This window comes from Lactobacillus sp. B4005 (assembly GCF_026536045.1).
Classification (GTDB): Bacteria; Bacillota; Bacilli; order Lactobacillales; family Lactobacillaceae; genus Lactobacillus; species Lactobacillus panisapium.
The window spans coordinates 616,708-639,882 of sequence record NZ_JAFNOZ010000001.1 but is presented as its reverse complement, the minus strand read 5'-3'; the positions used below and the strand labels follow the sequence as shown (position 1 = coordinate 639,882).

The following is a 23,175-nucleotide window of genomic DNA, read 5'->3' as shown; positions in this document are numbered from 1 at the left end:
TTATCGTGCACATTATCCATTTAACTTACCCCATCGGCGAAAAGCTATTTCCAACTAATATTATCTTAGCGCTTGGTTTTTTTGATGGTGTCCATCTCGGACACCAACAGTTAATTAAAATTGCCAAAAAAAAGGCAGACAACAAGCACTTGCCCTTGGTTGTAATGACCTTTGACCGTCATCCTAAAGAGGTTTACCAAAATTCACAAGTTACCTATATAGATAATTTAGGTGAAAAAGCCTATAAAATGCAAAAACTTGGTGTTGACTATTTATTGGTCATGCATTTTAATGAGCAATTTTGCCAGTTAACAGCACAAGAATTTGTTGATAACATTGTCGTCAAACTGGGTGCTGACACGGTAGTGGCTGGCTTTGATTATACTTATGGTCCCAAAGATATTGCTAATATGAAAAATTTTCCTAAATTTGCTAGAGGCAGATTTGAAATAATTGATGTTCCGAAACAATCTTATGATGGGCAAAAGATTGGCTCGACGGAAATTAAAAAGGCAATTACTGCTGGTCAGATGGACTTAGCACAAAAACTTTTGGGTGCGCCATATGTTATGTCTGGGACAGTAGGTCATGGTCTGCGTAATGGACATAAATTGGGCTTTCCTACAGCTAATCTAGTATGGGATACTAACAAAGTGGTGCCAAAGGTTGGCGTGTATGCAACCCGAACTAAAATTAAGGGTCAATGGTATGACTCAATGACCAGTGTTGGCTATAATGTAACTATTAATGATAATAAGAAGATTTTTATTGAATCTAATTTATTTGGGTTTAATGAAGAAGCTTATGACGAGGACATGGTTATAAAATGGTACAAGTATACACGTGGTGAGATTAAGTTTGCTAACTTGAACGAGTTAAAAATGCAGATGAAACAAGATGAAGCTCAAATAAAGGCTTATTTTGCGCAGAGAAACTAATAAATTCTTCCGGTTAATTAGAAAACTGCATTTTGTCAGAAAAAGTTTAGCACTCGACTTGACATTCTGCTAAAAACTAGTATCATAATAATTGTTAGCACCTGATAAGTATGAGTGCTAAAAGTGAGGGCGATTTTTATGTTGACCGAACGTCAAGAATTAATTTTAAAGACAATTATTAATGATTTTACGCAAACGCATGAACCGGTTGGATCTAAGACGGTCATGAATCAGTTGCCAATTAAAGTTTCGAGTGCAACTATTCGTAATGAAATGGCTGCTTTGGAAGAGAAGGGATTACTTGAGAAAACACACCTTTCCAGTGGACGCGTACCGTCTACTGAAGGTTATCGGTATTACTTAGATAATTTGCTTGAACCTCTTCAAATCCCTTCGTCTGTTTACCAGAAAATTGTTAGTCAATTAGATCAGCCTTTTCACCAAGTCAACGAGATTGTGCAGGAAGCTGCCAAAATTCTTTCTGACTTGACTAATTATACTGCTTTTGCGGAGGGACCAGAAAATAGTGATTTAACTATTACTGGCTTTCGAATCGTACCGTTATTCAATCGCCAAATTATGGCAATCTTGGTAACCAGTGATGGTAACGTCCATAGCCAAGTTTACAGCTTACCTTATAATGTACATGGTGATGAAGTAGAAAAAGCTGTGCGGATGATTAACGATAAACTCGTAGGAAAAGATTTAAGCGAGATAACTCCTACCTTGCTTAATCAGACTTTAGGTAAAAAGCTAACGAGCAATCATGTAAGCGAACTAATTGATTTAGTTGAAGATGTTATTAACGATGCTGCTAGTGAGCAGATGTATGTTGATGGTCAAATCAACTTATTGAATAATAGTTCGTATGATGATGTTTCTAACTTGCGTTCACTATATGAATTGATTGATCACAATGATTTGATTTCTAATTTTGTTGATGACAAGATTAATTCAGAACGTGGTAAATATCCGGTACGTGTAAGTTTGGGTTCTGAATTGTCAAATGATTTGTTAAGAGATTATAGTCTGCTTACGGCAGAGTATAGCGTTGGCTCCCATGGCAAGGGCATAATTGCTTTACTTGGTCCAAATAATATGCCATATTCACAAGTTATTGGCCTTTTGGAATATTTTAGAAATGAATTGGCTAAGAAACTGCTTGAATATTATGGCAGGTTTAAATAAAGGAGGTTAGCCGTGAGTAAGGAAAAATATGTTAGCGAAAAAGATTTGGCTAAAAAACAAAGTCAAACAAAAAAGGCTAAAAAAGATGAGAAAAACAAAGTAAATACTAAGGCTGACGAGCACAAAGATCAAAATTCTGCAGAAAAAAAGCTTGCGGAAAATTTAGCCAAAGCTCAAGAAGAAAAGAAAGACTTGGAGGATAAATTCCTTCGTAGTCAAGCGGAAATGCAAAATATGCAAAATCGCTACAATAATGAGCGTGCACAATTAATCAAGTATGAATCACAATCTTTAGCAAAGGATGTTCTACCAGCAATGGATAACCTTGAACGTGCCTTGAATACTAAAGTAGATGATGAAGCTTCTAAACAACTTAAAAAGGGTGTCCAAATGACCTTGGATGCTTTGATTAAGGCGATGAAGGATCATGGTATCAGTGAAATTGAAGCTGAGGGAGCTAAATTTGATCCTAATTTACATCAAGCAGTACAAACCATAGAAGCTGAAAATGATGAACAAAAAGATCACGTTGTTCAAGTTTTACAAAAAGGATATTCATATAAAGATCGTACACTAAGACCAGCAATGGTTGTTGTTGCACAATAATTGAAAGGAAGATTATTAATGTCAAAAGTTATCGGTATTGACCTCGGAACCACTAACTCAGCAGTAGCAGTTTTAGAGGGTAAAGAACCAAAGATTATTACTAACCCAGAAGGTAACCGTACCACTCCCTCCGTTGTCGCATTTAAAGATGGTGAAATTCAAGTAGGTGAAGTTGCTAAGAGACAAGCAATCACTAACCCTAACACAATCTCATCAATTAAGCGTCATATGGGTGAGACCGATTACAAGGTAAAAATTGGCGATAAGTCTTATACTCCACAAGAAATTTCTGCCATGATTTTACAATATATCAAGAAATTTTCTGAAGATTATTTAGGTGAAAAAGTTACGGAAGCAGTTATCACCGTACCCGCATACTTCAACGATGCACAACGTCAAGCTACTAAGGATGCCGGTAAGATTGCCGGTTTAGAAGTTAAACGGATCATCAATGAGCCTACTGCATCATCACTTGCTTACGGTCTTGATAAAGATGCCGAAGACGAGAAAGTGTTAGTTTACGACCTTGGTGGTGGTACGTTTGATGTTTCTGTATTGCAATTAGGTGATGGCGTCTTCCAAGTTCTTTCGACTAACGGTGATACTCACCTTGGTGGGGATGACTTTGATAATAAGATTATTGACTGGCTTATCAAGAACTTTAAAGATGAAAATGGCGTTGACCTTTCTAAAGACAAGATGGCTTTACAACGGTTAAAGGATGCTGCTGAAAAAGCTAAGAAAGATTTATCAGGTGTATCATCAACTCATATTTCTCTTCCGTTCATTTCTGCTGGTGAGTCTGGTCCTCTTCACCTTGAAGCTGACTTAACTCGTGCTAAGTTTGATGAATTGACTGCTGATTTAGTTGATCGTACCAAGGTTCCATTTGATAATGCTTTGAAGGATGCCGATTTAACTGTTGGCGATATTGATAAAGTTATTTTAAACGGTGGTTCAACTCGTATACCTGCTGTTCAAGAAGCAGTTAAAAAATGGGCTGGTAAGGAACCTGACCATTCAATCAACCCAGATGAAGCTGTAGCTTTAGGTGCCGCTATTCAAGGTGGGGTTATCTCCGGTGATGTTAAAGATGTCGTATTACTTGATGTTACACCACTTTCATTAGGGATTGAAACAATGGGTGGCGTCTTCACTAAATTAATTGAGAAGAACACCACAATTCCAACTTCAAAGAGCCAAATTTTCTCAACTGCAGCTGATAATCAACCAGCGGTAGATGTTCATGTTTTACAAGGTGAACGTCCAATGGCAGCTGATGACAAGACTTTGGGTCGCTTTGAGTTAACTGACATTCCTGCTGCTCCTCGTGGTGTACCACAAATCCAAGTTACATTTGATATCGATAAGAATGGTATCGTTAATGTATCTGCTAAGGATATGGGTACTGGAAAAGAACAAAAGATTACTATTAAGAGTTCTTCCGGCTTATCTGATGAAGAAATTCAAAAGATGCAAAAAGAAGCTGAAGAACATGCTGAAGAGGATAAAAAGAAGAAGGAAGAAGTCGATCTTCGCAATGAGGTTGACCAATTAATCTTCTCAACTGAAAAGACCTTAGATGAAGTCAAAGACAAGGTATCAGATGACGATACTAAGAAGGTTAAAGATGCTCTTGAGGCTTTGAAGAAGGCACAAAAAGATAATAACTTGGATGAAATGAAGGCCAAGAAGGATGAATTATCAAAAGTTGCTCAAGATTTAGCCGTAAAATTATACCAAGCTAACGGTGGAGCTCAAGGTGCTCAAGGTCAAGCTGGTCCGCAGGCAGGCCCACAAAACCCAGGTTCACAAGATGGCGGCTCTGATAATGGCTCTGCTGGCGAAGGTGAATTTCATAAGGTAGACCCAGATAAATAAAGGGTTTATAATTGAATAAATTAGAAAAGAACTGCCGCATAAGTAGTTCTTTTCTTTTGTAAAGTAAGGAGCTTTTAGATGGCACAAGAAGATTACTATGATGTGCTAGGCGTTGATCGGAATGCCAGTGATAAAGAAATTAACTCTGCTTACCGTAAACTAGCTAAAAAGTATCATCCAGATATTAATCATGAACCTGGCGCAGAGGAAAAATATAAAAAAATTAACGAAGCATATGAAGTTTTACATGACCAACAAAAGCGGGCACAATATGACCAATTTGGTTCTGCTGGTGTAAATGGTCAGGGCGGCTTTGGCGGTGGAGCCGGTCAAGGATATGGTGACTTCGGTGGCTTTGGCGATTTCGGCGATATTTTTAATGATTTCTTTGGTGGTGCTGGGGCTTCGTCACGTCATGTTGATCCGAAGGCACCAACTCGCGGAGAAGATCTTGATTATACGTTAACAATTGACTTTATGGATGCGATTAATGGCAAGAAAACACAAGTTTCTTATACTCGCAGTGAAACTTGTCCAACTTGCAAGGGTAACGGTGCTGAAAAGGGTACTCAACCTGTTACCTGTGACAAATGTGGTGGTACGGGAATAATGACCGTTAGCCAAAAGTCAATGATTGGTGTAATTCGGCGGCAAACTACCTGTGATAAATGTCATGGTCGGGGTGTCATCATTGAGCATCCATGTAAGACTTGTCATGGTAATGGCGTTGTAGACGGTAAAAATACCATTGAGGTTAATATTCCGGCTGGAATTGATAATGGCCAACAACTCCGTTATGAAGGTCAAGGTGAAGCAGGTAAAAATGGTGGACCTTATGGTGATTTGTACATAAGCTACCGGATTAAGCCATCTAAAGAATTTGAGCGTAGTGGAAACACAATTTATACTACCGTACCGATCTCATTTGCTCAGGCTACTCTTGGTGATGAAATTACGGTTAAGACAGTTCATGGTGATAAGAAGTTAAAGATACCAGCAGGTACACAACCGAATAAAAAATTCACTATCCGTGGTGAAGGTGTTCCTTACCTTCGCGGTAATGGCAACGGTGATCAGATTACTACTATTCAAGTCCAGATTCCAAAAACGATCAACGAAAAGCAAAAGCAAGCTTTAGTGGACTTTGTTAAAGCTGGTGGCGGCTCAATCACTCCCCAAGAAAAAGGCTTTTTTGAAAGACTAAAAGAGAAATTGCAGTAAAGTTCTCTAAAAAAAATAAAATTATCTTGCGTTTATTTTTAATATAATTATTAAAAATTGACAATCATAAAAGAGCATCAAACTTTTGTATTTTGTATAGTTTAATGCTCTTTTAATTTCCCTTAAATATATTTAGAGTTACGTAATTTATATTAATAAAATACTTTTTTAATAGAGAAAAAAGTTATATAATTCAATTATATTAAGTATTAATAAATGGTGGCAGTTTGATATAAGAATATTAAAACGGAGTGATATATAGAATGAAAATTAGTAAAAATGGTCAAATGGAGAAAACAAGAGCAATCAGAAGTAGTATGATTGTTGGTGCATCCGCTGCTGTCCTATTAGGACTATATCTTAATAAGAATGTGGTTGAGGCAGACAGTTTGACTGGTGACCAAAACATAATGCAATCTTCAATTAAGGCAGATACTAAAAAGGGAATTTCTGTTAGTCAAAGTGCCAACCAAAATAGTCAGGATGATGTAAACTCTACAAAAAAAGAATCAGCTGTTAGTAAAGAAAGCACTACAAGTGAGCTAGACAGCAATTTGCAATCAAATACAACTGAGTCGACTTCGAACGAGGCAACTAATCAGGCAACAGTCAAAGCAAGTGATTTAACTAGAGCAAAAATTCGCGAGGTTAGTTGGATTGGCTTGAAAGCGACTTTTGATGATGAAAATAAAGAATTAACTATTTTGGGAGGCACAAATGATCAGCCGGTAATATTAGATAATCCAGCAGGGGAATTTCGCTCTTGGGACCCCTTTTATTGGTATGATAATTTAACTAAAAATAGTATAGAAAAAATCACAATAAATGGCAAAATCAGAGTTATAGGTGATGCAACATATCTTTTTGGTGATTATGATAATTTAAAAATGATTTCTGGCTTAGAACAACTTGACACAAGTCAAGTAACTAACATGTCATACTTGTTCAATAATGACAGTAGCTTGACTAGCCTAGACGTGAGTCACTTTGACACGAGTCAAGTAAAAAGTATGGTCTTCATGTTCTGCGATTGTAAGGGTATAACTAGCCTAGACGTGAGTCACTTTAATACCAAAAATGTAAGCCAAATGGACGGAGTATTTGTTGATTGCAGTGGCTTAACCAGTCTAGACTTGAGAAGCTTTGATACTAGCCAAGTAACTAGTATGTATGATATGTTTGACAGCTGTAGCAGCTTAACCAGCCTAGATTTAAGTAGCTTTGACATGAATAAAAATGATAATGATTATAGGATGTTAACCCGTCTTTCTAGCCTAAAAAAAATAGTGCTGGGACCAAAATTTAAATTTAGACGAGACCGTTGGGGAGATACCGATGATATCGAGCATAAATTTTGCCAGTGGATTAATGTAGGTGACGGAACAACTGAAAATGCAAGGGGAAAATCTAGGACTTTATTGGATATACTACTAAATTATAATGGCATAACTGATCATGGTACTTATATTCACGTTGGAACCGTTAGGGTTTACTATTGTGATGAAAATTACCGAAAAATTGCTGATCATCAGGATTTCATGGGTGAACTTGGAACAAGCTATATCAAGGTAGGGCAAAAAGACCTGCCGGGTTATACCCTCAAAGAAATAAAGGGCGATAGTACTGGCACGTATACCGATGTACCGAAAAAAGTAGTTTATATTTACACGAAGAACCCAGTAAAGCCTGCGGAGCCAACAACTTCAACCATCACTGTGCACTATCAAGACGAGCAGGGCAATAAAATTGCACCGGATGAAATTTTAAGTGGCAAAGTGGGAGAAAGCTATCAAAGCAAGCAAAAAGACCTGCCGGGTTATACTTTCAAAGAAATAAAAGGCGATAGTACTGGCACGTATACCGATGAACCGAAAGAAGTAGTCTATATTTACACGAAGAACCCAGTAAAGCCTGCGGAGCCAACAACTTCAACCATCACTGTGCACTATCAAGACGAGCAGGGCAATAAAATTGCGCCGGATGAAATTTTAAGTGGCAAAGTGGGAGAAAGCTATCAAAGCAAGCAAAAAGACCTGCCGGGTTATACTTTCAAGGAAATAAAGGGGAAACCAGTTGGCTACTTTACCACCAGCGAGCAGATGATAACTTATATTTATATTAAAAATGAAGTAGGTAGTGAAGGTCAAGCAAGCATTACTTTAGGTGTAACTAGACGAAGGGATCAAACTAAGGAAAAGTCAAAAAAGGTTGATGGTCAAGCATTGATATCTAACCGGCTTAAGACAGGTAAGATTAAAAATTTAGTTGTAGTACGTAATAAAAAGATTAAGATCAAACAATTAGCAACTAAGGCCAGCTCAAGCAGTAAACAAAAACAGGATGTGAATTTGCTTCCTCAAACAGGAGCAGATCAAAAGCATATCGCCATTTGGACAATTTTAGGCAATCTAATGCTATCGATCAGTTACGTATTAGGTGGCTTATTAAAGCGGCGAAAAAAGTAAAGGACAAAGACTGTTTTAAAAAAAATAAGTAATTAGAAAGAGCATCAAATAATTGCATAGTTTGATGCTCTTTCTTTAAATGATTATTTTAATAAACGGCAAGAAGTGGCTACTTTAAAAATTAAAGTAAGAAAAAGAAATGAGTTAGTTTTTTCCATATTGTGAAATTAACAAAAATGATTTAATACAATACAGACTGTATCCTTTGATCAATTCATTTATCATGGTCGCTGAATTTGCTATAATAATAAAGATAGAGTAAAGGGTGCAAATAACATATGGATATTAAAAAACTACAAGATTATCAAAAACATATTCGTAACTTTTCAATTGTAGCGCATATTGACCATGGTAAATCCACAATTGCCGATCGAATTTTAGAATTGACGGATACTGTTTCAGAACGCCAATTAAAAAACCAAATGCTTGATGACATGCCACTTGAGCGTCAACGGGGAATTACCATTAAAATGAATTCTGTTGAAATAAAGTATCATGCTCAGGATGGAGAAGATTACATTTTTCATTTAATCGATACACCAGGACACGTGGACTTTTCGTATGAAGTTTCTCGTTCGCTTGCAGCTTGCGAAGGAGCCTTGTTGGTTGTTGATGCGTCCCAAGGTGTTCAGGCTCAAACTTTGGCTAACACCTATTTGGCCATTGACGATGACCTTGAAATTCTACCAGTCATTAATAAAATTGATTTACCTTCAGCCAATCCTGACCAAGCAAAAGAAGAAATCACTGAGATGCTTGGAATTGATGCAAGCAACGCGGCCGAAGTATCTGGAAAAACTGGCCAAGGTATTGCCAATTTACTTGAACAAATAGTGCAGGATATTCCGGCACCAGATGGTTCTCTGACTAATCCGCTTAAAGCACTTATTTTCGATTCAAAATATGATGATTATCGTGGTGTAGTATTATCTGTGCGGATTAAAGAGGGAACGGTCAAACCTGGTGATCACATCAAAATTATGAACACAGGTAAAGAATACGAGGTTACTGAAGTCGGTGTTTCGAGTCCTCACTCCGTGAAGAAGGATATTTTAATTGCGGGAGATGTCGGTTATTTAACTGCTAATATTAAATCTGTCCGTGAGACTCGAGTAGGTGATACAATCACCTCTGCAGAAAAGCCAACGGCTGAACCATTACCTGGTTATCGCCAGATTCCGCCAATGGTATATTCCGGAATGTACCCAGTTGATAATTCTAAATATGATGATTTAAAAGAAGCATTACAAAAGCTGCAGTTAAATGATGCCGCGCTGGAATTTGAACCTGAAACTTCTACGGCATTGGGATTCGGTTTCCGTTGTGGTTTCTTAGGTCTTTTACATATGGACGTTGTCCAGGAGCGACTAGAGCAAGAATTTAACCTTGATTTAATTATGACTGCTCCTTCGGTTGATTACCATGCAATTATGAATGATGGCTCGACTAAGGTAATCGATAATCCATCTGATCTTCCTTCAGCCGGTGAATATAAAGAAGTTCAAGAGCCTTATGTTAAAGCCGAGGTCATGGTTCCAAATGACTTTGTCGGTCCGGTAATGGAACTGTGTCAGCGTAAGCGTGGCGACTTTGTAACCATGGATTATTTAGATAAATACCGCGTTAACGTGATTTATAATATGCCGCTTGCAGAAATTATTTATGACTTTTTTGATGATTTGAAGTCGTCAACTAAAGGATATGCTTCACTTGATTATGAAATAACTGGGTACCGCGCTACTGATTTAGTTAAAATTGATATTTTGCTGAATAAACAAGTGATTGATGCATTGAGCTTTATTGCACATCGCGATGAAGCACAAAATCGTGCTAGACAAATGACTTCTTTATTGAAGAAGTTAATTCCGCGGCAAAACTTTGAAGTTGATATTCAAGGAGCGATTGGTGCAAAAATCATTTCTCGAGCTACAGTCAAGCCATACCGGAAGGATGTTACCTGGAAAATCCATACTGGTGATCCAGACCGCCGGGCTAAATTACTTGAAAAGCAAAAACGTGGTAAAAAACGGATGAAAGCAGTTGGTCGTGTTGAAGTACCACAAGATGCTTTCATGGCAGTTCTCCGTATGAACGATGATGATTTGAAATAACTTTTGTCAGGCGGTTAATTAAACTGCCTGATTTTCTTCTGATTGGAAAAAGGCTAATTATTTAAATGATAGATTGGAAACAGCGCTCTGGAAAAGAGTTAGCTCCCGAATTAATTGAAAAATATCAACTTAGTGAGATTGAGGCAAAATTACTTGCTCAGCGTAATCTTAATACTGATGAGCAGTTGGACTTTTGGTTTAATGCGACTGAAGAGGATTTAGCAGATCCAACTTTAATGCATGACATGACTAAGGCTGTCGAAAGAATTAATCTGGCGATTGATAATGGTGAAAAAATAACTATTTATGGTGACTACGATGCAGATGGAATAACTGCAACTAGTATTATGATGGAAACTTTGACGATTCTAGGGGCAGATGTTCATTTTTATATTCCTGACCGTTTTCGGGATGGTTATGGCCCAAATATGGCAGCCTACCAGAAGATTGTTGCTGATGGAACCAAACTGATTATTACGGTTGACAATGGTATAACTGGTGTAAATGAAGTGGCTTATGCCAAAGAACACGGGGTTGATACAATTATTACCGATCACCATAAAATTCAGGAAGAAGTGCCGGATAGCTATGCCATCGTTCACTGTAATTATCCTGGACAGTCTTATCCTTTTGATGATTATTGCGGTGCAGGTGTTGCATACACTATTTGCCGTGAGTTAATGCAGGATCCAATGACTGAACTGCTAGAATTGGCGATGATTGGAACAATTGGTGATATGGTTAAGGTTTCCGGTGAAGGCCATATCATTGTTAAGCAGGGATTAAAGGTAATTAATCAGACCGAAAGACCCGGTTTGCGCTGTTTAATCAAAAATGCTGGACTTAGTTTTGGCCAAATTAATGAAACCGATATTGGCTTTAATATTGCACCACGTTTAAATGCCGTTGGACGGCTTGACAATGCCGAGTTAGCAGTTGATTTACTTTTGAGTGAAAGTGAAGAAGAAGCCCAGGAAATTGCCGATCGAGTTGAGAAACTAAATGATCAACGAAAGGAATTAACTGAACAAGTATTTAAGAGCTGTTTAGAGCAAATTAAAAGTAACAGTTGGCAAACAAAAAAAACACTAGTTATTTATGATTCCAACTTTCATGAGGGTGTTCTTGGGTTAGTTGCCAATAAAATTGTGGAGCATGTTCGCAAGCCAACAATTGTCTTAACGAAAAATGATGCTGGCATTGTTAAAGGCTCGGGTAGATCGATTGCGGGTTTTAATCTCTTTGAAGCACTTGACCCCATGAAAAAAGAACTGTTTCTAAAATTTGGTGGACATGATTTTGCTTGCGGCCTTTCAATGGAAGAAAGTAAAGTCGATGATTTACGACAGTCTTTTGAAAAAAGCTATCAAACACCTGTTAGCTCAATGACTGAATATTATGATTTTGAGTTACCTTTTAGCGGGTTGAGTACAAAGACGATGGCTGAAATCAAAAAGGTTGGACCATTCGGGACAGATAATGAAGAACCAATATTTAGTATTAGTCACCCAGAAATATGCAGTTGTTTCTTCATGGGCAAAGATAAGAATCATATTAAACTAACAGTTGTAAAAAACAACACTAAGCTTGAAGTTGTTGGCTTTAATAAGAAGTACCTTACACGAACCCTCTTGCCATATATTGACCAGCTCTTCATTCAATTAGGAGAAAATTGCTACCGCAAACAAGTTAAGCTGCAAGGAGTAATGAAAGGAATAGTTTTCGCAGCACCGCAATTAAGTGTGGCTCAAGATGTAGTCGACCTCCGACAAGAAAAGTATGTTATGGGATTTGCGGATAAATATTTATTGTTTGATGAAAAAAATAAAGCAGTAGCTGCCAATCGGTATGATCTAGATCCTTCTAAGATTACTTTGGTCAATGAATATGATGATGAGGGTGAAATAGCTGTATTCTTAGATGCGCCCCATAATCAAAATGAATTTGATTTGGCGCTGAATAATCATTTTGGCCAGCTATATTTGCGTTTCTTACTAGATCAATTGCCAGTAGAAAATATTCCGGTTAAAAGTGCATTCGAACAAGTATTGAAGTATGTGTATCAACACCCGGGCTTGGCTGCAGATGACTACCGGCAGGTAGCTCCATATCTAGGCTTGGATTATAATAGTATTTTATTTATTCTACGCGTTTTCTTTGAACTAAAGTTTATTAAAATGGACCAAGATAAAATATTCGGTATCAAGAATCCACTTAAGCAGCCACTTACGGCTTCAAAATATTTTAGTGCAACTCGTTCACAAATTAATTTTGTACAACGGCTTAGAAAAATGGCGAGTTCTAAACTCTTAATGTACGTGAATGAGCAATTAAAACAACATTAACTTTTAAGGCTTTTAATGCTTTTAATTAGAAAGTCTGCTAGAATAGAAAGGTCAAAAGAAGCTTTAGAAAAGCGAATGAAGTTTTGGAGGTTTTTCTTCTTATGGCAAACATTTTTGAAAAACACATTGCAAGTGTTAAGGACTTTCCTAATGAAGGGATAATATTTAGGGATATAACTCCTATCTTGCAAGATGGAAAGGTATTTCAAGAAGCCACACATGAATTGGCAAATTATGCTAAGAAAAGAAGGGCGGACGTAATTGTTGGCCCTGAAGCTCGCGGTTTTATTGTTGGTTGTCCGGTGGCAACTGAATTAGGAATTGGTTTTGTTCCCGCTAGAAAGCCTCATAAGCTTCCTCGAGAAGTTGAACGCGCATCTTATGATTTAGAATATGGTTCAAATAGTCTCGAAATGCATAAGGATGCAATTAAGCCGGGTCAACGTGTAGTTATCTGTGATGACCTACTTGCAACTGCAGGAACCCTTCGTGCATGCAAGCGGTTGATTGAAAATCTAGGTGGTGAACTTGTGGGGGCTGCCTTTTACGTTGAATTACCGGATTTAAAGGGAAGAGAGAAACTGCCTGATCTAGATGTTTTCTCACTTGTCCAATATCACGGTGCTTAACACCATTATAAAAGCTGATGCTTTAGCATAGGTTTTTATTTTAAACTATTTAATTTTTATTTGTTAATTTGAGCATAGAGCCAGTTAATTCCTAGATTCAGTAATTAACTGGCTTTTTAGTTTTGATTGAGATATCAAATTCTTTTGATAATAATATATGGTATTAAGCTACAGGCTTTTAATATAAAAATCAAACATATTTTTAATTTTTGCATCATTGACATGTTGATATAGCAGGCTTGGTGGCATAAATAAACTGTATAAATTAAAAACTTTTTAGCTTTGCAAAATTTCTCCTAAATAGGAGTCAAAATTTTTTACAACTGCAACTTCAATATATATAATGGTGCGGTATTTCAAAAAAGGAGAATAAGAATTTTGCAATTAAGAAAAGCAACGATGGCCGATTTCGACCAAATCATAACTATTTTGAAAGACGGTGCTAATCAGTTAGCAGAACATGGTGTAGATCAATGGCAGGGCGATTATCCTTCGCATGATCAGATTAAGGAAGATATCAAGAATGGTTGGGCATATCTAGCTGTCTCGGATGATCATGAGACAGTCGGTGCAATTGCTATTGTGGATGGGCCTGACCATGTATATGATAATTTAAATGGTAAGTGGCTTTGCGACACAGATAATTATGTTGTTATTCACCGTGTTGCAATTAAATCTGAGCACGCTGGCAAGGGTTATGCGACCCAATTATTGAATTCCGTGATTAACAAGATCAGGCAAAGCGATAAAGTTGATTCAATTCGAATCGATACGCACGAAGATAATAAGGCTATGCAACATTTGATTAATAAAATGGGTTTTACTCAAGTTGGCAAGCTGCATGGTGCATACCGTCCAGACGAAACTTCTTATGTTTATGAGCTGAAGAAATAACTGTTTTTAAAAGGAAAAGATCTCTATTTTGATCTTTTATTGTTTACAGCATTTATTTAGTGTTATAAAAATTATTTTTTACTCAAACCTTGAGGCTAACTAACCTGAAAGGGGGTGGTGCTATAGTCACCCAGTAAAGACTTTTTGTTTTAAAAATTGACATTCTTGTCAATAGCTCACTATTTTTTATTTATACTTTTTCACAAAAACACCTTAAAAGATATATAACATTGATATTCTTTAAGTAAAACCTGACCCAGAAAATAATTCTGGATCAGGCTTTTTTATTTGAATTCGGCTCTTACATCATTTGGTAATTTGTGAGCTTTCTTTTTAAATTTATTATAATAGCATGTTTTATTACTGATTCCTACTTGTTCGGTTATTTCGGAAATAGGCATTTTAGTTGATATTAGCATATTATAAGCATCAAGCAATTTCCGGTCTTTTAATGCTTCGGAAAAAGACAGGCCGGTATATTTTTTAAATTGGCTCCCTAAATATGCACGGTTATAACTGGATTCTTCAGCCAGCTTATTTAAATTGCAATCTTTCGGATTTTTAGTAATTTCATTAAGCATGTATAAAACTAAGTTGGGTGTTTGCTTTTGAACGGTGTCATCAAAATACAGATTGGTATTTCTGGATAAAAATTAAGGAAAGAACATAAGTAACTGTCAATTAACATTTTAAAGAACTTTTGTGGATGAAAGTATTCCTTAATAATTACCTCATCTATTACTTTTATAGTTCTTTTATATAAAAACTTTGATATCTTAAATACTTGCTCAAATCTATTTCTAAAAGAAGTAATCAATTGATACTTAATTAAACCAAAAAACTGGATCCTTCATTTAGGAATCCAGCTTTAGCAGTATTGTAAAAGTTATCTATTTTTCATAATCGGTTGGTAGAACAAATCAATTACGATTGCGGCAAGTAGTGCCACGATAAAGACTAACAGTAAATTCATCCAACTAATCTTAGTCATTGCAATTCCGAATATTGCCAAGATGATCGTTAAGATAATATCTCCTAATTGAGTTAGTCCAACCGCTTTAGAAGGATAGTCTTGCCAGAAATAACGTTTTGTTCTGGTAATCATAATAATAAACATTGCGCTTAAAACAAGGTAGACATAGACCATCGTTGAAATTGTTCCGTGGCTCCAACCATGAGTATTAAGGTAAGCAATAGCGATAATACCAACTATCGTCCAGCCAGAAGCTAGCGAAAAGGCTATTTTAGCTAATTTGGCCATGTTCCAATTTTCAGGCTGATAAGTAATATGTGTTCTGTCGGTTCCAATCATCATCGTCACCATATTATTCATGATGGTGTAAATGACCATTGCGTTTAGTGCCATTGGGATATAGTCAAAGAAAAGGTAGCCAAAGGTTAATAGCATTGTTAATTGAGCGGTTCTGGCTAATTTAGTTAATGACCAGGTAGTCATTCGTTGATAAACCCGGTGACCAGCATCTAAAATTTTGACAATTGAAGTGAGACCATCGTTAAGTAAAACCATCTTACCAGAACGTTTAGCAACATCGGCTGCGTTTGATACAGCGATACCAACTTCTGCTTGACGCAGAGCAGGGGAGTCATTGACACCATCACCAGTCATACCGACAATATAACCTTTTTGCTGGAAAAATTTCACCATTTTTAACTTATCCTCTGGTAAAACATCCGCAATACCGGCTAATTTGCTAGTATCAGTTTGATCATTAAAGTCGTGAATCGAAATGACTTCTCCTTTAAGGTCGACCTCGCGAGCTACAGCTTCGGCTGTTTTTTGGTTATCACCAGTTAACATGATTGGTAAAACGCCGCGCTTTTTCAATTCTGCCAATGCTTGTTTGGAATCAGACCGTACTTGGTCTTGAAGAATAAAAACGCCAGCTAATTTGTCATCAATTAAAAGGGCTACCGAACGACCGGCGCCAAAGTCAATTTCCTTAATCTTGTCATTGGCAGCTTTGTCGATTAGGGACAGCTGCTTAAAAGAACCAAGTTTAACGTTATGGTCATCAATTTGGGCCATTGAATAACCTGTGCCAGATGTAAAGGGAGTAAAATTGTCGCTTGTCCTAATAGTTAAACCTAATTTAGAGACATAATCATCGATTGCATTGTCAATAATTTTTTTATTTCTTTGATCTGTAGCTGCAGAAGCAAGCTCTAAAACGGTTTTATCGTCTAGATTACTAAAATTGGTCCAGTTAGAGACAGCCGTTTTGTTTTCGGTAATTGTTCCCGTTTTATCAAGTAACAATAAGTTCAAATTGGCTGCGTCTTGAATTCCCGTTAAATCAGAAGTTAATACGCCTTCTTTACTCAGCCGAGTTGCTTCAAACGAGTTTGAGAGGGCAAAAGTGGATGGCATTGCCACAGGAATTGATGCAATAAACATCATAGCCAAGAATGGCAACATGTTAATTAAGTTATTCAGATCGCCACCCTTGAAGAAGGAGGCAATGACAATAACTAGTGTTAAGATACCATCTAATATACAAAGATAATAAATAATTTTAGTAAGTAATTGTTGTAAGTGACCGGGGGCAGCAGAATTATTGATCAGGTTAATTGTTTTACCAGAACGGGAATTGGCACCGGTGGCAGTTACGATAGCTAAACCGTTGCCCTCAATCACTGTTGTACCAGCAAAGCCAGTGTCATCTTGCCCTTTACTAACAGTTTTAGCTTCACCAGTAATTGAACTCTCGTCAAATGAAACTTGGCCACTAATAATTTTAACGTCAGCTGCTAAAACATCACCAGCCTGAATGCTGATTAAATCACCAGTTACTAAATACTTTGAATCAATATTTTGCCATTTACCATCACGCTCAACTGAAACTTTTGGTGTCAGTTTATGTGAAATATTGTTTAAAACGCGGCGGGATTGCTTTTTCTTAGAAGCACCATTCCACGCTGCAAACAAAAGCATTAACAAAACAAATAATGATTGAATCCATTTACCTAGAATACATTCTAGAATTAAGGCAGCTTCCAAAATCCAGGCTGACAAGTTCCATAGCTTAGATAAAAATTCTTTGAAAAAGTTAAATTGTGGTTCAGGAACTTCATTTAACCCATTTTGTTTGAGGAGCTTATCTGCTTGGGCTTGAGTCAAGCCACTATTTTTTTCAGACATAATTTTCCTTCCTTACCTTTATTAATTCATAGTCTAAATTAGCATAATTACACAGTTATTTCTAGCTAATAAGCTGAGGTAACGTTTCCAATTATTCTAAATAAATTTCGACTTTTTAAAGTTATTTTAAGATAAGGCGATTTGTATTTTAAAAGTAACCGTATACTATTAATCTATATCTAAAGTTATCTTTGTACTGGCTTTTAAAACTGATAAAAAGTTTTTTTCCTATTTATTAGTTTTTAAACGGTTAAGTGAATAAATACCATTGAGAAGGCAATAGTTTAGACCAATTTTAATAGTTAACGAATGAGGAGAATAAATATGACAAGTAAAAAATTGAAGATTATCATTGTCACAGCAATTGTTCTTTTGCTGTGTGTGCCGTTTGTTTTTCATAATTCAATTTCCGATAGGTTCAATCCATTGATTGCGGAAACAATCAGCTATGCGGAGGTTCCGCAAAATACGCAAAAATATTATTCTGTCCAATCTTTCAATCCAACAAATGGGAAATTACTACCTTATAAAATTAAGTACGTGGGCGGATATTCACCTAACGAAAAATACATTGCTATTGATCATAAGGGCCAATATGTGCGCTCAATTGAGTATATTAGTAAAAAAGAATTTTTGGCAGCCAAGAAAAAAGCTGAATAACAATAAAAAAAGTCCTGCTGTTAAACTAACGCCATAAAAAGCTATCTGCTATGGAATTTAGCTTAATAAGCCGGACTCTTTTTTTGCCAGGTTAAAATAGTCTAATGTCGGTTGGTTCTTTTTTGATATTAGCAATATTAGCAAAATGGTGTTCCCACTGATTAGTTTTGTGTTTAATTGCATCTTGCTTTAATAGGAAATTGAGCAGGATTAATTTATCAGAAGCATCCAAAAAGAGGTAACTTTGCGGAATCGCAATTGACGGTAATATTTGTCTTATTTTTGACAATGCAACTTTCTCCATTGAAGTAGTTGCAAGAATAGGGAGGATACAACCCGTATTTTTGGGAAGGAAGTAATCATAAATCTCATTAAAATCATCATGTTGGATATTCTGACCAATCTTAGCTAAGACTTGCGCATTGTCACGAATCGCCGGGGCGCAAGTCAAAAATAACTGAATGCCTCCCTGGGCACCAGTTGTGTAAACAAAGGCCTGAAATTTTTCCTTAAAAAATCTTTTGCGGTACTCAATAATTTTAGTTCCTTGTAAGATCTGGTTGACGTATTCTGGATGAATTGACATTAGTAGTGTTGGTAACTGGGGATCATAAAAATTACTTATTTTTTTCATAGATATTAACCGTTAAAACTTTTATTTTTATAAATTATAACACTTGCAAAAACAAAATTGGGTATACAAAAAGCCTGCAATACTGCAGGCTTTTTATTGAATTAAAACTAATTAATCCTTGTCAACGCTGTCTGGGAATGTAGCTAAACGTTCACCTTCACCGAGTTCTTCTTCGATTTCAAGTAAACGGTTGTACTTTTCAACACGTTCTGAACGAGCTGGGGCACCAGTCTTAAGTTGACCACCGTTAACAGCAACAGCAAAGTCAGCGATGAATGTGTCACCAGTTTCACCTGAACGATGAGAAATCATGGTGTTGTAACCATTCTTACGTGAAAGACGGATAGTTTCCAAAGTTTCAGTAACAGTACCGATTTGGTTCAATTTGATTAATGATGCGTTACCTGCACCTTCCTTGATAGCTTTAGTTAAAAGCTTAGGATTAGTACAAATGAAGTCATCTAACACAATTTGAATTCTGTCTTTATGGCTTTGAGTGAATTTGATCATACCATCAACATCGTTTTCATCGTATGGGTCTTCAATTGAAATCAATTCTGGGAACTTATCAAGCAACTTGTCGTAGTATTCTGCTAATTGTTCATCGTCAAATACCTTACCTTCGAAGTGGTACTTGCCGTCTTCTTTGTTGTAGAAGTATGAAGCAGCACAGTCACAAGCAATGGCAATGTCTTCACCAGGCTTATAACCAGCTTTAACGATAGCATCGTGTAAAGCTTGTAAAGCTTCTTCAGAATTCTTCATGTTAGGAGCGAAACCACCTTCGTCACCGAGGCCAGTTTCGTAACCCATGTCTTCAAGAACTTTCTTCAAAGTGTGGTAAGTGTTAACAATCTTTTCAAAACCATCACGGAATGAAGTCTTCTTAACTGGGGTAATCATGAATTCTTGTACATCAATACCGTTGTCTGCGTGCTCACCACCGTTAATAACGTTGTGGAAAGTTTGTGGCATTTCAAGGTCAGTACCGCCAAGGTATCTGTACAAAGGTTGGTGACTGTCTTTAGCAGCTGCATCAGCAGTAGCCATTGACACACCTAAAATAGCATTAGCACCAAGTTCAGCCTTGTTTGGTGTACCATCTAATTCGATCATAACACGGTCGATATTAGCTTGGTCGTGTGGGTCTAATCCCTTTAAAGCTTCAGCAATCTTAGTATTAACATTGTTAACTGCTTTAGAAACACCTTTACCACCAACACGGTCGCCGCCATCACGTAATTCAACTGCTTCGTTTTCACCAGTTGAAGCACCTGATGGAACTTCAGCCTTACCTACGACACCGTTTGAAAGAGTAACAAAAGCTTCTACAGTTGGGTTACCACGTGAATCATAGATTTCCAGTGCATGAACATTTTCAATGACTGATTTTAACATCTAAAAACCTCCTAAATAATAAATGCTGTACTAACGTCTAGTACATACATTAAGAGGAGCAAGGGCTCCATCTCTACAGAACAAATTTTAGCCTAACTTTGTGATTATGTAAACATTTGTAAACGATTTCTAGTGTTAAAAAAATTTAAAAAGATTTTGTCGCTTTTTTAAGTAATTTGCTTTATCATTTAGCTATACATTTTTAAGTTTGAATGGTTTATTTTCTATATAAGGATGCTTTTTATGGAAGAAGTAAAATTAATAATTGATTCTGGCTCTAATGATCGTGCTAGTGAAAAGTTAACAGTTGTTCCTTTAACAGTCACAATTGCAGGTAAAGATTTCCTTGATAATGAAGATCTTGATATGGATGACTTTTTAAGTAGCATGGAAACAAACACAGAAGAAGGAAGAACCTCTTGTCCAAGCATTGATGAATGGCTTAAAGCTCTTGAAGGTAGTAAACGAGCTATTATGTTAACAATTACTAGTGGCTTAAGTGGTAGTTTCTCATCAGCTTACCAGGCAAAACAAATTTATGAAAAAGATAATCCGGGTAGCAAGGTAATCGTGGTTGATTCCCGAACAGCTGGCCCAGAAATTTCAATTATAAGGGAAGAAATTGAGCGTCTAGTTAATAGTAAAACAAGATTTGTAGACATCGAACAAAAAATTTCGCAATATAAAACGCACACTCATCTGTTGGTTATTTTGCAATCATTACATAATCTAGCGTTAAATGGTCGGGTCAATATTGCAGTGGCCAAGGTTGCCAAAATGTTAAATATTGACGTGGTTGGAACAGCCAGTAATGAAGGCAAGCTTGAGCCCATCTCAAAAGTGCGGGGAATGAAACGAGCATTTAAAGAAGTTCTAAAATTAATGGGAGAGCGCAAATACCGTGGTGGACGAGTAATTATTGATCAGTGTCGAAATGAGAAGGACGCAGAAACTTTAAAGCAAAAGATCCTTTCTCTTTATCCGCAAGCTGATATTATTATTCGATCGATGCGCGGATTATGTTCCTTTTACGCTGAAGAGGGCAGTTTGATGATTGGCTTTGACGACTTATAAATTACGAATTATTTATTATGAGATTAACTTTTTTGCAGAGTTAATCTCTTTTTTAGTAGTATTTTTGGCTTAAATATGCTACTTATAGAAAGCGTTTACAATAATTGGCATAATCCTGTTTAAATCTATTTTTTAGCATGCTAAAATACCTTTATGGGTAATAATTTACATTTTATTTTATTGTATGTGTTTTAGGGAACAAATAATACTTTTTCGTGTAATTTTTAATTTTTAAGGAATTATCTTATTCCATTTTTTGAATAAATAAACGGAGGAAATTAGAATGGATATAGTTAAAACAGTTATTGCCCTTATTCCCATAATCTGGTTAGTCATTTCTTTGGGTGTTTTTCATGTACGTGGAGACGTTGCCTGTGCGGTTGGACTTATTGTTACAATTGTGCTTAGTATTTTTGGCTTTAACTTTTCGTTTATAAATAGTATTACTGCTGGTATGGATGGAATTATGATGGCAATTTGGCCAATTATTTATGTAATCATATCGGCTCTTTTTATTTACAATATTAGTAAGAAATCGGGCGGACTTGATACAATCATGTCAATGCTTACTTCGATCACAAAAGATATGAGAATTTTAGTACTGATTCTTGCTTGGGGCTTAGGTGGATTTCTAGAAGCAGTTGCGGGCTTTGGCACTTCGGTTGCTATCCCGGCAAGTATTCTTATCATTTTAGGAATGAACCCAATTAAAGCTGCAGTTGTGTGTCTTATTGCCAATACAGCACCAACTGCTTTTGGTGCTGTAGGTTTACCGATTACAACTTTGGCAAAGGTTACAGGGCTTGAAACTACGCAATTATCTTATTTTGTAGCTATTCAATTGTTCTTTTTGATTGTGATTATTCCGTTCGTTTTGGTGATGCTTACTTCAGGGAAGGGCCTGAAATCTTTTAAAGGAAATGGCGTACTTTTTTCAACGTTTATGGCCGGCTTTACATTTGCAGTTCCACAAATATTCATTACTAAATATATGGGGCCAGAGTTACCTTCAATCGTAGGCGCGATTATTTGTATTCTGTCTTTGGTTTTCATCACTAGACTATATGCTAATAAAAGACAAGAAACACCAGTGCAGCCTAATATTGAGGCTGGTACAAAAACGACTGGAGATAAAATTAAAGCTTGGATACCATTTATTTTGGTATTCGTCTTAATTATTTTTACCTCTTCACTGTTTCCATCAATCAAGGGTGCTTTAGCTAGTGTCAAAACGAGTTTTCACTTCTACAATGGCATTGGTGCCAAACCAGTCGACATTGACTGGCTATCATCTCCTGGTACCTTGATTCTGCTATCAAGTTTCATTGGTGGTGCTATTCAAGGGTTATCATTAAAAGAGATGGTTTTAGTGCTATTTGACACCATCAAACAACTGACTAAAACTATTGTAACGGTTTGTGCTATTGTAGGCTTGTCAAAAGTAATGGGTTATAGTGGCATGATTACTATCATCGCAATCAGCTTGGTTAAATTAACTGGTCCTTTTTACCCAGTAATTTCGCCAATCATTGGTGTTCTAGGAATTTTTATTACCGGTAGTGATACTTCTGCTAACGTATTGTTCGGAGCCTTGCAAGTACAAGCAGCTCAAGCATTAAGTGTTAATACTTATTGGCTAGCGGCGGCTAACATGGCTGGTGCAACAGCCGGTAAAATGATTTCTCCCCAAAGTATTGCTATTGCAACAGGTGCCACTAAGCTTGAAGGGAAAGAAGGCGTACTTCTAAAAAAGGCTCTTCCATATTGTGCAGTGTATACACTAGCACTGTGTGTAATTGTTTTTGTACTTGGTAAGATACTCTACATGTTATAAAGAAGATTAATGAAATATTGACTTTATCTTATTTTGCAAAACAGTTATCTGTTATTGCAGGTAAAGACTTTTTTAAGGACTAATTTAATTTTTTAAATTAGTCTTTTTTTGCATATAAAAATAATGCTTACTTTGTT

General features: G+C 36.5%; 17 protein-coding genes. 13 read left to right on the top strand and 4 right to left on the bottom strand.

Going from position 1 to position 23,175, the window contains the following annotated elements; translation table 11 throughout:
- The first annotated feature begins 5 nt into the window (after window positions 1-5).
- From ribF to J3U73_RS03005, 10 genes are all read left to right on the top strand, one after another.
- Window positions 6-938 carry a riboflavin biosynthesis protein RibF gene (gene ribF / locus J3U73_RS03050; protein ID WP_267393089.1) on the top strand — a complete coding sequence of 311 codons (933 nt, stop codon included), beginning with the start codon at window positions 6-8 and terminating at the stop codon, window positions 936-938.
- A gap of 138 nt (window positions 939-1,076) precedes the next feature.
- Window positions 1,077-2,126, top strand: a complete 1,050-nt coding sequence (gene hrcA, locus J3U73_RS03045) for a heat-inducible transcriptional repressor HrcA (RefSeq protein WP_267393357.1) — start codon at window positions 1,077-1,079, stop codon at window positions 2,124-2,126.
- A 12-nt stretch (window positions 2,127-2,138) separates the two neighbouring features.
- Window positions 2,139-2,732: a nucleotide exchange factor GrpE gene (gene grpE / locus J3U73_RS03040; protein WP_267393087.1), complete on the top strand. Its 594-nt coding sequence runs from the start codon at window positions 2,139-2,141 to the stop codon at window positions 2,730-2,732.
- Window positions 2,733-2,750: 18 nt separating this feature from the next.
- Window positions 2,751-4,613, top strand: a complete 1,863-nt coding sequence (gene dnaK, locus J3U73_RS03035; protein WP_220268059.1) for a molecular chaperone DnaK — start codon at window positions 2,751-2,753, stop codon at window positions 4,611-4,613.
- 78 nt (window positions 4,614-4,691) lie between these two features.
- Window positions 4,692-5,834, top strand: a complete 1,143-nt coding sequence (gene dnaJ / locus J3U73_RS03030; protein ID WP_267393083.1) for a molecular chaperone DnaJ — start codon at window positions 4,692-4,694, stop codon at window positions 5,832-5,834.
- Window positions 5,835-6,097: 263 nt separating this feature from the next.
- Window positions 6,098-8,299: a MucBP domain-containing protein gene (locus J3U73_RS03025; protein ID WP_267409517.1), complete on the top strand. Its 2,202-nt coding sequence runs from the start codon at window positions 6,098-6,100 to the stop codon at window positions 8,297-8,299.
- A 278-nt stretch (window positions 8,300-8,577) separates the two neighbouring features.
- Window positions 8,578-10,410: a translation elongation factor 4 gene (gene lepA, locus J3U73_RS03020; RefSeq protein ID WP_267393079.1), complete on the top strand. Its 1,833-nt coding sequence runs from the start codon at window positions 8,578-8,580 to the stop codon at window positions 10,408-10,410.
- Window positions 10,411-10,478: 68 nt separating this feature from the next.
- Window positions 10,479-12,755 (top strand): single-stranded-DNA-specific exonuclease RecJ, encoded by a 2,277-nt coding sequence (gene recJ, locus J3U73_RS03015; protein WP_267409701.1) that lies wholly within the window; start codon window positions 10,479-10,481, stop codon window positions 12,753-12,755.
- Between the two features lie 101 nt (window positions 12,756-12,856).
- The gene (locus J3U73_RS03010) at window positions 12,857-13,384 is read left to right on the top strand and encodes an adenine phosphoribosyltransferase (RefSeq protein WP_220268055.1); all 528 of its coding nucleotides are present in this window, start codon (window positions 12,857-12,859) and stop codon (window positions 13,382-13,384) included.
- 378 nt (window positions 13,385-13,762) lie between these two features.
- Complete coding sequence (locus J3U73_RS03005; RefSeq protein ID WP_220219758.1) at window positions 13,763-14,278, top strand: GNAT family N-acetyltransferase; 516 nt, start codon at window positions 13,763-13,765, stop codon at window positions 14,276-14,278.
- Window positions 14,279-14,562: 284 nt separating this feature from the next.
- On the opposite strand, the gene J3U73_RS03000 is transcribed toward J3U73_RS03005, so the two are convergent.
- Both J3U73_RS03000 and J3U73_RS02995 read right to left on the bottom strand, forming a co-directional pair.
- Complete coding sequence (locus J3U73_RS03000; protein WP_267393076.1) at window positions 14,563-14,859, bottom strand: helix-turn-helix domain-containing protein; 297 nt, start codon at window positions 14,857-14,859, stop codon at window positions 14,563-14,565.
- Between the two features lie 305 nt (window positions 14,860-15,164).
- Window positions 15,165-17,438 (bottom strand): HAD-IC family P-type ATPase, encoded by a 2,274-nt coding sequence (locus J3U73_RS02995; protein WP_267393074.1) that lies wholly within the window; start codon window positions 17,436-17,438, stop codon window positions 15,165-15,167.
- A gap of 324 nt (window positions 17,439-17,762) precedes the next feature.
- Between J3U73_RS02995 and J3U73_RS02990 the strand changes: the two genes are divergently transcribed.
- Window positions 17,763-18,098 carry a YxeA family protein gene (locus J3U73_RS02990; RefSeq protein WP_267385499.1) on the top strand — a complete coding sequence of 112 codons (336 nt, stop codon included), beginning with the start codon at window positions 17,763-17,765 and terminating at the stop codon, window positions 18,096-18,098.
- 91 nt (window positions 18,099-18,189) lie between these two features.
- On the opposite strand, the gene J3U73_RS02985 is transcribed toward J3U73_RS02990, so the two are convergent.
- Window positions 18,190-18,732, bottom strand: coding sequence for an ASCH domain-containing protein (locus J3U73_RS02985; RefSeq protein ID WP_267409516.1), 543 nt, complete (start codon window positions 18,730-18,732; stop codon window positions 18,190-18,192).
- A 111-nt stretch (window positions 18,733-18,843) separates the two neighbouring features.
- Window positions 18,844-20,130, bottom strand: a complete 1,287-nt coding sequence (eno, locus tag J3U73_RS02980; RefSeq protein ID WP_267409515.1) for a phosphopyruvate hydratase — start codon at window positions 20,128-20,130, stop codon at window positions 18,844-18,846.
- A gap of 243 nt (window positions 20,131-20,373) precedes the next feature.
- Between eno and J3U73_RS02975 the strand changes: the two genes are divergently transcribed.
- Both J3U73_RS02975 and J3U73_RS02970 read left to right on the top strand, forming a co-directional pair.
- Complete coding sequence (locus J3U73_RS02975) at window positions 20,374-21,204, top strand: DegV family protein (RefSeq protein ID WP_267409514.1); 831 nt, start codon at window positions 20,374-20,376, stop codon at window positions 21,202-21,204.
- 283 nt (window positions 21,205-21,487) lie between these two features.
- Window positions 21,488-23,038 carry an L-lactate permease gene (locus J3U73_RS02970; protein WP_267409513.1) on the top strand — a complete coding sequence of 517 codons (1,551 nt, stop codon included), beginning with the start codon at window positions 21,488-21,490 and terminating at the stop codon, window positions 23,036-23,038.
- The last annotated feature ends 137 nt before the right edge of the window (window positions 23,039-23,175 follow it).

Bases quoted from the DNA above. Each gene is read 5' to 3' on its own strand.
- hrcA (WP_267393357.1), top strand. From the start codon at position 1,077: ATGTTGACCGAACGTCAAGAATTAATTTTAAAGACAATTATTAATGAT.
- J3U73_RS03010 (WP_220268055.1), top strand. From the start codon at position 12,857: ATGGCAAACATTTTTGAAAAACACATTGCAAGTGTTAAGGACTTTCCT.
- J3U73_RS02995 (WP_267393074.1), bottom strand. From the start codon at position 17,438: ATGTCTGAAAAAAATAGTGGCTTGACTCAAGCCCAAGCAGATAAGCTC.
- J3U73_RS03000 (WP_267393076.1), bottom strand. From the start codon at position 14,859: ATGCTTAATGAAATTACTAAAAATCCGAAAGATTGCAATTTAAATAAG.
- lepA (WP_267393079.1), top strand. From the start codon at position 8,578: ATGGATATTAAAAAACTACAAGATTATCAAAAACATATTCGTAACTTT.
- J3U73_RS02970 (WP_267409513.1), top strand. From the start codon at position 21,488: ATGGATATAGTTAAAACAGTTATTGCCCTTATTCCCATAATCTGGTTA.
- J3U73_RS02990 (WP_267385499.1), top strand. From the start codon at position 17,763: ATGACAAGTAAAAAATTGAAGATTATCATTGTCACAGCAATTGTTCTT.
- eno (WP_267409515.1), bottom strand. From the start codon at position 20,130: ATGTTAAAATCAGTCATTGAAAATGTTCATGCACTGGAAATCTATGAT.
- J3U73_RS03025 (WP_267409517.1), top strand. From the start codon at position 6,098: ATGAAAATTAGTAAAAATGGTCAAATGGAGAAAACAAGAGCAATCAGA.
- dnaJ (WP_267393083.1), top strand. From the start codon at position 4,692: ATGGCACAAGAAGATTACTATGATGTGCTAGGCGTTGATCGGAATGCC.
- J3U73_RS02975 (WP_267409514.1), top strand. From the start codon at position 20,374: ATGGAAGAAGTAAAATTAATAATTGATTCTGGCTCTAATGATCGTGCT.
- J3U73_RS02985 (WP_267409516.1), bottom strand. From the start codon at position 18,732: ATGAAAAAAATAAGTAATTTTTATGATCCCCAGTTACCAACACTACTA.
- dnaK (WP_220268059.1), top strand. From the start codon at position 2,751: ATGTCAAAAGTTATCGGTATTGACCTCGGAACCACTAACTCAGCAGTA.